7 protein-coding genes are annotated in these 12,059 nt (G+C 66.9%); 3 read left to right on the forward strand and 4 right to left on the reverse strand.

From position 1 onward, the window contains the following. Positions 1-39: 39 nt before the first annotated feature. Positions 40-2,409: a DUF6049 family protein gene (locus ACI2L1_RS05685; RefSeq protein ID WP_404738019.1), complete on the reverse strand. Its 2,370-nt coding sequence runs from the start codon at positions 2,407-2,409 to the stop codon at positions 40-42. A 257-nt stretch (positions 2,410-2,666) separates the two neighbouring features. Between ACI2L1_RS05685 and ACI2L1_RS05690 the strand changes: the two genes are divergently transcribed. After that, complete coding sequence (locus ACI2L1_RS05690; RefSeq protein ID WP_404738020.1) at positions 2,667-4,109, forward strand: CCA tRNA nucleotidyltransferase; 1,443 nt, start codon at positions 2,667-2,669, stop codon at positions 4,107-4,109. An 89-nt stretch (positions 4,110-4,198) separates the two neighbouring features. Here the strand turns inward: ACI2L1_RS05690 and ACI2L1_RS05695 are convergent, their stop codons facing one another. The 3 genes from ACI2L1_RS05695 to ACI2L1_RS05705 form a co-directional block, all read right to left on the reverse strand. Continuing rightward, on the reverse strand, positions 4,199-5,473 hold the full coding sequence (locus tag ACI2L1_RS05695; protein WP_404738021.1) for an MFS transporter: 1,275 nt from the start codon (positions 5,471-5,473) through the stop codon (positions 4,199-4,201). 88 nt (positions 5,474-5,561) lie between these two features. Continuing rightward, positions 5,562-6,644 (reverse strand): inositol-3-phosphate synthase, encoded by a 1,083-nt coding sequence (locus tag ACI2L1_RS05700; protein WP_404738022.1) that lies wholly within the window; start codon positions 6,642-6,644, stop codon positions 5,562-5,564. A gap of 44 nt (positions 6,645-6,688) precedes the next feature. Then, positions 6,689-7,369: a helix-turn-helix transcriptional regulator gene (locus ACI2L1_RS05705; protein ID WP_404738023.1), complete on the reverse strand. Its 681-nt coding sequence runs from the start codon at positions 7,367-7,369 to the stop codon at positions 6,689-6,691. Between the two features lie 352 nt (positions 7,370-7,721). Here ACI2L1_RS05705 and ACI2L1_RS05710 point away from each other — a divergent pair, with 352 nt between their 5' ends. Both ACI2L1_RS05710 and ACI2L1_RS05715 read left to right on the forward strand, forming a co-directional pair. Continuing rightward, on the forward strand, positions 7,722-10,400 hold the full coding sequence (locus ACI2L1_RS05710) for a transglycosylase domain-containing protein (RefSeq protein ID WP_404738024.1): 2,679 nt from the start codon (positions 7,722-7,724) through the stop codon (positions 10,398-10,400). Positions 10,401-10,504: 104 nt separating this feature from the next. After that, positions 10,505-12,007 carry a glycosyltransferase family 87 protein gene (locus ACI2L1_RS05715; protein ID WP_404738025.1) on the forward strand — a complete coding sequence of 501 codons (1,503 nt, stop codon included), beginning with the start codon at positions 10,505-10,507 and terminating at the stop codon, positions 12,005-12,007. Positions 12,008-12,059: the final 52 nt, after the last annotated feature.

A 12,059-nucleotide genomic window follows, 5' to 3' on the forward strand; every position in this document is an offset into this window, starting at 1 on the left:
CCCCACCTCATCGTCCCGGGCCCACCGGCCACGACATCCTCAACGGTCCACTCTCTCACCCGTGCCGGACGGGTCGGCGCTTTCCGTTGCGGTGTCCGCTGTCAGGTCACTCGGCTGCTCCGGGGCGTCTGCCCCGGCCCCGGTGCCGGACTCCTCCTTGAGACGGTCCTCGGGGCCCTCGGGGCTCTCCGGGCCGTCCACGGCCTCGCTCGCCTCGTCGTCGGGGCCGCTCTGCTCGGCCTCACGCGCGGCCGCGCGCTTGCGCTGGGTGTACATCCTGAATCCTGCCAGCACCAGCAGCAGGACACCGCCGCCGATGACCAGCATCACCGTGGCCGTGAACTCGGTGACCTTCACGTCGAACCTGACCTCGTCGCCGTACGGCTGGCCGTCTTCCGTGTACAGCTGTGCGATCACCGAGGCCTGGCCGTTGGCGTTGGCCGTCGTGGTGAACTTCACCGTCTGGCTGTGGCCGCCCGAGACCTCGACCGGCTGCTCGTAGTAGGAGGAGCCACCGATCTCGAGCCGGTTCGGGCTCAGCGAGGTCAGTCGCAGCCTCAGGTGTTCCACGCCCTGCACCAGGTTGTTCTGGACCGTCACCGGGATCGTGGCGCTACGGCCGGAGAGTTTGGTCTCCGACTTTTCGATCAGGCTGACCTGGGAGGTCAGTTCGTCGAGGTAGTCCTCGACATCGCTGCGGAAGCCGCTCGCCTCGGTGGCGCGGCCCCGCCACGAGGTGGACATCTCGCGGTTCACGGCCCGCCCGAGGGGGGTCACGACGCGGGACTCGTCAGAGAGGATCACCTTGAAGTTGTCGAGCTTGTCCTGCGTGCGTGCGATCTCCTGGAAGGCCGACTTCGGCAGTTCCTGCTTGCGCAGCGAGGAGGGGTAGGCGGAGGCAGAGGGCACCTTGGTGGTGGCCCCTGGGTCGGGCTTGGCCGCGGCCGCGGCCGTGAGCTTCTGGGTCTCGGACCAGTTTCCGCTCTGCAGAGCGGTGATGGCCTCGGCCATGGCAGCGGCCTGGCTCGCCGTGGGCATGCGCTGCGGGGCGACGACGATGCTGCGCTGCTTGTCCGTCTGGAGATCGAGAGCAAGGCTCTGGGCGAGGAACCGCTGGACGGCGAGAGTGGCGGCGGAAGCCTTCGTCAGATCGCCCTGGAACGACGTCGACAGCCGTGCGTCCGCGACCACCGCCGTGGCGCCGGCGCCGATGGGGCGGGCCGCGGAGGGCGTGTACGACAGGCCGCCGGTCTCGTTCAGACTGTCGCTGCGCGCGATCACCTTGTCGGCGCCCGCGGAGGTGGCGACCTTGACGATCGACGGGTCCACGGCGCCGTCCACGGGCCAGGCAAAGTCGGTGCTCGGTGTCACGTGGAGCACGGTCTTCACCGTGGTAGCCGCGACATCGGTGCCCTCGTCGAGATGACCGAGCGAACCGGTGACGCTTGTGCCGTTGTGGGCCAGGGAGGCGAGATCGGGGTCGGCGAAGGGCAGCGCCACGACCTCCTGGTCCTCGACCGCCTTCTGCAGCCTCGCCAGCCACTGCTTGGCGATCGCCTGGTGAGTGCCCGTCGTCGTGGTGTCGCCCTCACCCTGCACCCGGTAGGTGCGCGTCATCGCGTCGACGGACGCCAGCAGGTCCGGGTCGATCACCCAGGTGACGTCGAGGCTCTCGCCCAGCGACAGCATCCGGTCCAGTCGCCCGCCCGCCGAGATCTCCTCGGCCAGGTCGTCGTTGAGGAAGACGGGCGTCTGCTGGGCGTTGGCCCCGGTCTCCGCCGTCATGTGGGCGGTGGAGACGAGCGGCCACAGGAACGTCGTCTTCGTCTTCGTGTCCGCCTCGTCGGACTGCCAGGGCAGGAACGTGCGCTGGATGCCGAGCATCCGGTCCCACGGCTGCGCGGAGGTCTTGCCCGAGAGAGAGACGGCGAACTGGTAGACGCCGGCGTCGCCGAGGTCCAGTTCGTCGACCGGTACGGAGATGGAGAAAGGCTGGGCGATCCCGGGGGTCAGCTTCGAGAACTTCTGGACGTACTTGCCACCGACCTCGGATCCCGCGGGGTCCTGGAGGGAGTCGCTGTCGTCGGTGGCGGTGTCGATCGACGAGCGGGTGGTCAGCTCGGGACCCACATGCAGTCCCACATGGGCGGCCGTGACGGCCTGCTTGCCGTTGTTGGTCACCGTCCCGGAGACGGTGACCGTGTCACCGTCCGTAGGCAGGCTGGGGCTGAGTGTGTCGACAGCGACGGACACCGAACCGGAATTGTCGGCGGCGTGAGCGGGTGTGGCAGCGGGCAGCTGGCACAGGCCGGCCAGCAGGGGCACCCCTGCCAGCAGGGCCCCGGTGCGCCGCAGCCAGCGGCGGGCAGGTGAGGGACTCGTCCCCTGGAAGTCTGCCGCCTCGGCCACGCGCTCGCCCGTCCCTCGTCGTCGTCAGTGGTCGTCGGAATGTGCGTCCACGCATGGTAACGATGCGCGCTGAGAGGAAGTGCCGCGGACTGTTCCACAAGATCGGCGGACACCGCCGCGCTGTCCCGAATGTGCCTGTATAAAGAGGAACACGCCCGTGAGTCTCCGGAGCAGAGCTTGTGCAGGTCTGGACGGCGAGTCTGTGCACGTTTAATGGAGGCGCTCGCAGCCGCCCGGGCCACGTACCCTCTTCTGTTGTGCCGAACGCCAACGAAGACAACCTCAGTGCCCCGAGCCAGGTGCAGGACCACGCGGTGAACGAGCTGCTCCCGGTCGCCCCTGTCGCCGACGACCTCGCCCTGCGCTTCCAGGAGGCCGGGTTCTCGCTCGCCCTGGTCGGCGGGTCGGTCCGGGACGCACTGCTCGGTCGGCTCGGCAACGACCTGGACTTCACGACCGACGCCCGCCCTCAGGACGTACTGAAGATCGTACGGCCGTGGGCGGACGCTGTGTGGGACGTCGGGATCGCCTTCGGCACGGTTGGGGCGCAGAAGGACGGCTACCAGATTGAGGTGACCACCTACCGGTCCGAGGCGTACGACCGGACCTCACGCAAGCCCGAGGTGTCGTACGGCGACTCCATTGAGGAGGACCTCGTCCGGCGTGACTTCACCGTGAACGCGATGGCCGTCGCCCTCCCGGAGAAGAAGTTCATCGACCCGCACGGCGGCCTCGACGACCTCGCGGCACGTGTGCTGCGCACTCCGGGCACTCCGGAAGCCTCCTTCTCGGACGACCCGCTGCGCATGATGCGGGCCGCGCGTTTCGCGGCGCAACTCGACTTCGAGGTGGCACCGGACGTGGTCACCGCGATGGAGGAGATGTCAGGGCGCCTGGAGATCGTCTCCGCCGAGCGGGTGCGGGATGAACTGAACAAACTCATCCTGTCCGCCCATCCACGCAAAGGCCTGACGCTGCTGGTCGACACGGGGCTCGCCGAGCACGCCCTGCCCGAGCTTCCGGCCCTGCGCCTGGAGAGCGACGAACACCACCGACACAAGGACGTCTACGAACACACGCTGATCGTCCTGGAGCAGGCCATCGAGCTGGAGAAGGAAGGGCCCGACCTGGTTCTCCGCCTGGCCGCCCTGCTCCACGACATCGGTAAACCGCGCACCCGCCGTTTCGAGCAGGACGGCCGGGTCTCGTTCCACCACCATGAAGTGGTCGGAGCGAAGATGACCAAGAAGCGGATGACGGCGCTCAAGTACTCCAACGAACTCGTGAAGGACGTCTCCCGGCTCGTCGAACTGCATCTGCGGTTCCACGGGTACGGCACCGGGGAGTGGACGGACTCGGCTGTCCGCCGCTATGTGCGGGACGCGGGTCCGTTGCTCGACCGGCTCCACAAGCTGACCCGCTCGGACTGCACGACCCGGAACAAGCGCAAGGCGGCCGCGCTGTCGCGTGCGTACGACGGTCTGGAGGAGCGGATCTCCCAGCTTCAGGAGCAGGAGGAGCTGGACTCGATCAGGCCTGACCTCGATGGCAACGAGATCATGGAGATCCTCGGTGTCGGGCCGGGGCCTGCCGTGGGGCGCGCGTACAAGCACATGCTGGAGCTTCGCCTGGAGAATGGGCCGATGGAGCGCGACGAGGCAGTGGCAGCGCTCAAGGAGTGGTGGGCCGAGCAGGGCTGAGGTTATGGAACGGAGTCCATGTTTCACGTGAAACATGGACTCCTGGTCCGTCGGCCGAGGGGTGGTGTTTCACGTGAAACATCGCCCCATCATCGTTCCGCCGCTCTCTTTCGTTCCTTCGTCATCGCCACGGCGACTGCTGCGTAGATGAAGGCGACGGTGACCACCAGGGTCACCGAGCGACCGTCCGGCGGCAGGAGCAGGGCGGCTACGCCGGCGGCGCCCACGAAAGCGATGTTGAACAGCACGTCGTAGACGGAGAAGATCCTGCCCCGGAACCCGTCTTCGACGGAGGACTGCACGATGGTGTCCGTGGCGATCTTCGCGCCCTGAGTGATCAGACCCAGGACGAACGCCGCGATGAGCATGGGGACCGTGGTGAAGGGGAGCCCGAGGCTGGGCTCCAGCACGGCAGCGGCTGCCGCGCACACGATGATCCAGCGCTCCGGTCCGACTCTTCCCGCGGCCCATGGGGTGAGTACGGCGGCGCCGAAGAAGCCGGCGCCGGAGATTCCCAACGCCAGCCCCAGCAGGGCGAGTCCATCGTCCGGATCGGACGTCAGGGTGTATCGGCAGAGCATCAGCACCATGACGAGCAGGGCGCCGTAGCAGAACCGCATCAACGACATGGCGCCGAGAGCCCGGGCGGCCGGTCGACGAGCGGGTGCGGCCAGGTGGCGTACGCCTGCCGCCAGGTCGCGGGCCGTTCCGGCGAGCGCCGCGCCGAGGCGGGGCCGGATCAACTCGCGGTCGGGGCCCAGCAGTTCCGGTGGGATACGCAGGGCGGCGAGTGCACCGGACAGGTACAGTCCCGCTCCCAGGAGCACCACGGCCGCGTCGGAGTCGGCGACCAACAGGCGTACGACGAAAGCGAGTCCGCCCCCTGCGGTCGCCGCGAGGGTTCCGGCTGTCGGGGAGAGGGAGTTGGCGATCACCAGCCGCTCCTCGTCGACGACGCGCGGCAGCGCCGCGGACAGGCCGGACAGGACGAAGCGGTTGACGGCGGTGACGCACAGGGCGGAGATGTAGAAGAGCCAGTCCGGGACGCTGCTGAGCATCAGGACGGCTGTCGCCGATGCCAGCAGGGCACGCACGAGGTTGCCGTAGAGGAATACCTGGCGGCGGCTCCAGCGGTCCAGGAGAGCGCCGGCGAAGGGGCCCACCAAGGAGTAGGGCAGCAGCAGGACCGCCATCGCGGAGGCAATCCCGGTGGCCGAGGTCTGTTTCTCCGGGGAGAAGACGACGTAGGTGGCGAGCGCGATCTGGTAGACACCGTCCGCGCCCTGGGAGAGCAGACGCACGGAGAGCAGGTGTCGGAAATCCCGGAAGCGCAGCAGGATCCGCAGATCACGCACGACGGACATGGGGCACAGCCTCACATACGGGGAGGGTCCCCGGGCGATACAACCCGGGGACCCTCTGTAGCCCTGGCAGGAGCGTTTTGAGTGAGCCTCAGCGCTCGACTTCACCCTTGATGAACTTCTCGACGTTCTCGCGGGCCTCGTCGTCGAAGTACTGGACCGGCGGGGACTTCATGAAGTAGCTGGAGGCCGACAGGATCGGGCCGCCGATGCCGCGGTCCTTGGCGATCTTCGCGGCGCGCACAGCGTCGATGATGACACCGGCCGAGTTCGGGGAGTCCCAGACCTCGAGCTTGTACTCCAGGCTCAGCGGGACGTCACCGAAGGCACGGCCCTCGAGGCGGACGTAGGCCCACTTGCGGTCGTCGAGCCACTGAACGTAGTCGGACGGGCCGATGTGGACGTTCTTCGCGCCGAGGTCCCGGTCGGGGATCTGTGAGGTGACGGCCTGTGTCTTGGAGATCTTCTTGGACTCCAGGCGCTCGCGCTCGAGCATGTTCTTGAAGTCCATGTTGCCGCCGACGTTCAGCTGCATCGTGCGGTCCAGGACGACACCGCGGTCCTCGAACAGCTTCGCCATGACGCGGTGCGTGATGGTCGCGCCGACCTGCGACTTGATGTCGTCACCGACGATCGGGACGCCCGCCGCGGTGAACTTGTCCGCCCACTCCTTGGTGCCGGCGATGAAGACCGGAAGGGCGTTGACGAACGCGACCTTGGCGTCGATGGCGCACTGGGCGTAGAACTTCGCCGCGTCCTCGGAGCCGACGGGCAGGTAGCAGACGAGGACGTCGACCTGCTTGTCCTTGAGGATCTGGACGACGTCGACCGGGGCCTCGGCGGACTCCTCGATGGTCTCGCGGTAGTACTTGCCGAGGCCGTCGAGGGTGTGACCGCGCTGGACGGTCACACCGGTGTTCGGCACGTCGCAGATCTTGATGGTGTTGTTCTCGGAGGCGCCGATGGCGTCGGCGAGGTCGAGACCGACCTTCTTCGCGTCCACGTCGAAGGCCGCGACGAACTCGACGTCACGGACGTGGTAGTCGCCGAACTGTACGTGCATCAGCCCGGGGACCTTCGACGCCGGGTCGGCGTCCTTGTAGTACTCGACTCCCTGAACCAGCGACGCGGCGCAGTTGCCCACGCCGACGACGGCTACGCGAACCGAACCCATTCCGGTTGCTCCCTGTGTGTACGAGTGAGGCCCTGGCAGGGACCTCACGTGGCGGTGTCGCCGGACGTATCCGGACCGGGGGTGTCCCCGGGCCGGGGCAGGACGCCCGGCGCTCCCTCTGTGGTGTCGCGAGCGGGTTCTTCACGGGCGGGACTCTTCATGTCCCGTCCGGCCCGCTCGCTCTCGATGAGCTCGTTCAGCCAGCGCACTTCGCGCTCCACGGACTCCATCCCGTGGCGCTGGAGCTCAAGCGTGTAGTCGTCGAGGCGCTCCCGGGTGCGCGCCAGCGAGGCACGCATCTTCTCCAGTCGCTCCTCCAGCCGACCGCGGCGGCCTTCGAGGACTCGCATGCGGACGTCGCGCGAGGTCTGCCCGAAGAAGGCGAAACGAGCTGCGAAGTGCTCGTCCTCGTATGCGTCGGGGCCGGTCTGCGAGAGCAGTTCCTCGAAGTGCTCCTTACCTTCCGCCGTCAACCGGTAGACGATCTTGGCGCGACGCCCTGTGAGTGGTGCGGCGAGGGCGTCCTCGGTGGTGTTCCCTGGTTCCTCGATCAACCAGCCGTTGGCGACCAGCGTCTTGAGGCAGGGGTAGAGCGTGCCGTAGCTGAAGGCTCGGAACACGCCCAGTGATGTATTGAGACGTTTGCGCAGCTCATAGCCGTGCATCGGGGACTCACGGAGCAGGCCGAGTACGGCGAATTCGAGGATCCCGGAACGCCGGCTCATCGTCGCCTCCTCGTCACTGTCTCGCACCGATGTATCGACTCGATACATCAAGACGATAGAACGCCCTTCCGGAAGCGACAAGTGGGGGGATGGTGAACGGGATCACATCAATGATTCATGCGAACCAAGTTGTCTGATTTGGGGTGAACTTCGGGACTCGGCGGGTTTTGACGGTGCGTAGTCTGTGCGGCATGCACAGCACCGGGAAACGAGTGACGCCTGGGGGGCGTCGCTGTCCCGGGTGCGGTACGGATGAATGCGGAACCGACCACATCCGTACTTCGGGGGGACCGGAAACCAGCCGCCGTTTCCAGGCGCGCAAGGGTGCGCCTGCCCGAGGAGTAGTCCTTCGATGAGCGAGCACCGTCGCAAACAGCCGCAGCCGCAGGGAGGCGGACGTGCCGCGGCCCGACGCGGCCAGTCCGGCTCGTCCTCCGGCCGCCGTGCGGCTCCGCGAGGCGCCACCGGGTCTCTTTCCGACTCCTATGGGACGAGCTCCCAGGAGTCGGCTTCCTATGGTTCGGGAGGCGAGGAGCGTTCGTACGGCAGCCGTGCCGAGGCCCGCCGTGCGTCCCAGAGAAGCGCGGGCGGTGGTCGCCGCAGAGCGGCAGAACCGGGCCGTGGCGGTCGGCGCGGGGCGCCGACCGGGCGGGGACGGGCCTCCGATCCCGGCAGGAAACGTCTCATCGACTACCCGCGCGCGGGCAAGTACGGCGCGGCGCGCTGGATGCCGTCCTGGAAGCTGGTGACGGGCCTGTTCATCGGCTTCATCGGAAGCCTGGTCGCGGTCGCCGGTGTCGGGTACGCGCTCGTGAGCGTCCCGAACGTCGCCGAGACCGCTACGGCGCAGAACAACGTCTACTACTGGTCGGACCAGAGCGAGATGGTCTCCACCGGCGGTGAGACGAACCGCCAGATCATCAACCTCGCGCAGATCCCGAAGGCGATGCAGTACGCCGTCGTCTCGCAGGAGAACAAGACCTTCTACACCGACAGCGGCATCGACCCCAAGGGCATCGCCCGCGCCGTGTTCAACATGGCCAGGGGCGGCGACACGCAGGGTGGCTCCACCATCACCCAGCAGTACGTCAAGAACGCGCGCCTGGACGACCAGTCCCAGACCGTCACCCGCAAGTTCAAGGAGATCTTCATCTCCATCAAGGTGGGTGCCACGGTCGACAAGGACGAGATCATGGAGGGGTACCTGAACTCGGCGTACTACGGTCGCAACGCCTACGGCATCCAGGCGGCCGCGCGCGCGTACTTCAACAAGGACGCCATCAAACTGAACCCGGGTGAGTGTGCCTTCCTGGCAGCCATGCTCAAGGGCGCCACGTACTACGACCCCGCGGGCGCGACGTCCATCGACCCGACGGGCGCCACGGCTGAAGCCAACCAGCGGCGGGCCCTGCGGCAGATGCAGGACACTCTCGACAAGATGGTCGAGTACGGCCACCTCAACGCGACGGAGCGGGCCAGGTACACGGCGCTTCCCAAGTGGCAGAACCCCCGGTCCAACACCCAGCTCAAGGGACAGATCGGCTATCTGGTCGACCTCGCCAAGGCGTACCTGATCAACAACAAGATCGTCAGTGCCGACAAGCTTCAGCAGGGCGGCTACTCGATCTACACGACCTTCGACAAGAACAAGGTCAAGGAGCTCGAGGCGGCGGTCTCGAAGGTCCGCAAGGAGAACATCGATCCCAAGAAGCGCCCGACGAAGGACACCTATGTCCAGTTCGGCGGAGCGTCCGTGGAGCCGGCCACCGGTGCGATCCGGGCCTGTTATGGCGGCGAGGACGCGACCACGCACTTCACCAACAACTGCGACTCGACCGGTGCCCAGGTCGGTTCGACGTTCAAGACCTTCGTACTCGCCGCGGCCATGAAGTGGGGGGTGCGCGACAAGGACCTGGGTGAGAGCCAGGCACAGGACGAGCGCACCGTCGTCAATGCCAAGAGCCTGTTCAGCGGTCAGAACGACCTCAAGATCAAGAACTATGACGGTTCGATCTGGAAGAACGAGGAGGGCAAGGAGTGGCTCCAGGAGAACGACGGCAAGCAGTCCTACGGCTCTCCGCCCAAGTACCAGATCGACCTTCGTGAGGCGATGCGGGAGTCGGTGAACTCCGCCTTCGTGCAGCTCGGCATGGACGTCGGTCTGGACAAGGTGAAGGAGTCGGCCATGGACGCGGGCCTCAAGGAGAACAGCCTGGCCGGCACCAACTACCCGTCCTTCTCCATCGGTATCTCCGACCCCAGCGCGATCCGCATGGCGGGCGCCTATGCCACGTTCGCGGCGAGCGGCAAGCAGAACGAGCCGTACTCCGTCGAAAAGGTCACAAGTAAGGACGGTGACGTCTTCACCCACGAGGCGAAGCCCAAGCAGGTCTTCGAGGAGAAGGTCGCCGACAACGTCACCGACGTCCTCAAGACCGTGGTCGAGGACGGCACGGGTACCAACGCCCAGCTGACCGGCCGTGAGGTGGCGGGCAAGACCGGTACCACCGACGGCAACAAGTCCGCCTGGTTCGTGGGATACACCCCGCAGCTGTCCACGTCGATCACCATGTTCCGGATGGACGACAACGAGAGCAACAAGAACCGCACGTTCCTGGAGATGTACGGAACGGGTGGCCAGGAGAAGATCCACGGCGCCTCGTTCCCGTCCGAGATCTGGCACGACTACATGGAGCAGGCACTGAAGGGCGAGAAGTCGATCGACTTCCCGACCCCGGAGCCCATCGGTGAGATCCTCAACGACGAGCCGAGCCCGACGCCTACTCCGACACTGACTGAGACCGAGTCGGCCACACCGACCCCCACTCCGACGCCCAGCCAGACGTTCGTCAGTCCGACGCCCACGGTAACCGAGACGTGCCGGTTCGCCTGGCAATGTGACAATTCGGGCGGCACGGACACCGGGGGCACCGACGGCGGTGTGACCTCGACACCGACGGCCACATCGACGGACGAGAACGGCAACAACGGCAACAACAACGGCGGTCTCTTCGGCGGATCGAGCGGTTAGCCGCCTATGCCCCGTCGAGGCTGTTTCACGTGAAACATGGGCCGTCGCACCCAGGTGCGGCGGCCCTCGGCGTATTCCTAGTCTCGTACGGCAGGATGTACGGCATGCCCAGTGCTGAATCGACGCCAGCGAGCGTGCACGAGCCGGACCTAGTGCGTCCGAGCAAGGACGACGAGATCGCCAGGAGCGGCAGCGAGTTCATCGGAGGCCCCCTCGGGCGACGTGCCCTGCTGGGTACGTCCTGGTGGACCCCCGTCCGGGTCATCGCGCTCGTGGCCATCGGCGTCTTCGCGCTCGGCCTGGTCCAGAAGGCCCCCTGCTACGACGGCGGCTGGTTCTTCGGTGCCAGCACCCAGTACACCCATGCGTGCTACTCGGACATCCCGCACCTCTACCAGGGACGCGGCTTCGCCGACGGTCTCGTCCCGTACTTCGACAAGCTCCCCGGTGACATGCAGTACCTCGAATACCCGGTCCTGACCGGTGTGTTCATGGAGGTCGCCGCCTGGCTCACACCCGGCAGCGGCAGCATCCAGCACCAGGAACAGTGGTACTGGATGGTCAACGCCGGGATGCTGATGGTCTGCGCGGCCATCATCGTCGTCTGCGTGAGCCGTACGCACGCTCGTCGCCCGTGGGACGGCCTGCTGGTCGCTCTGGCCCCCGCCTTCGCGCTGACCGCCACCATCAACTGGGACCTGCTGGCGGTCGCTCTGACGGCTTCCGCGATGCTGATGTGGGCGCGGGGCCGCTCGCTAGCCTTCGGCGTCCTCCTGGGGCTCGCCACGGCCGCCAAGCTCTATCCCGTCTTCCTGCTCGGGCCGCTGTTCGTGCTGTGCTGGCGGGCGGGCAAGTGGCGGGACTTCGGCACGGCCCTGGGCGGGGCGGTCGTGTCCTGGCTAGTGGTGAACGTGCCGGTGATGCTCTTCGCCTTCGACGGGTGGTCGAAGTTCTACACGTTCAGCCAGGAGCGGGGCGTGGACTTCGGCTCCTTCTGGCTGATCCTGGCCCAGAACTCGACCGACCCGCTGAGTACCGACACCGTCAACACACTCGCCACGCTGCTGATGCTGCTGAGTTGCGCGGGCATCGCGGCGCTCACCCTGACCGCCCCGCGCCGGCCACGTTTCGCCCAGCTCGCGTTCCTGATCGTCGCCGCGTTCATCCTCACCAACAAGGTCTACTCACCCCAGTACGTCCTGTGGATGGTGCCGCTGGCTGTGCTGGCCCGGCCGAAGTGGCGGGATTTCCTCATCTGGCAGGCGTGCGAGGTGGCGTACTTCCTGGGGATCTGGATGTACCTCGCGTACACGACCAGCGGCAACGCCCACAAGGGTCTGCCGACCGACGGCTACCACTGGGCCATCGGATTGCATCTCCTGGGGACGGCGTACCTGTGTGCGATGGTCCTGCGCGACATCCTCATGCCGGAGCGGGACGTCGTGCGGCGGGCCGGCGACGACGATCCCTCGGGCGGTGTGCTGGACGGAGCGGAGGACGTCTTCGTACTCGGCCCAGCCGCCCATCCGCCGCGGCACGCGGCCCAGTTCGACGGACCGCAGGTGGAGTGGGGCAGCGAGCCGGGGGCCAACGGCCGTTCGCTCTGAGCGAACACATCTGGGTGTCACACGCGAAAGGCCGTACAGGTCACATGCCCTG

Source organism: Streptomyces sp. NPDC019531, assembly GCF_044903305.1.
Classification (GTDB): domain Bacteria; phylum Actinomycetota; class Actinomycetes; order Streptomycetales; family Streptomycetaceae; genus Streptomyces.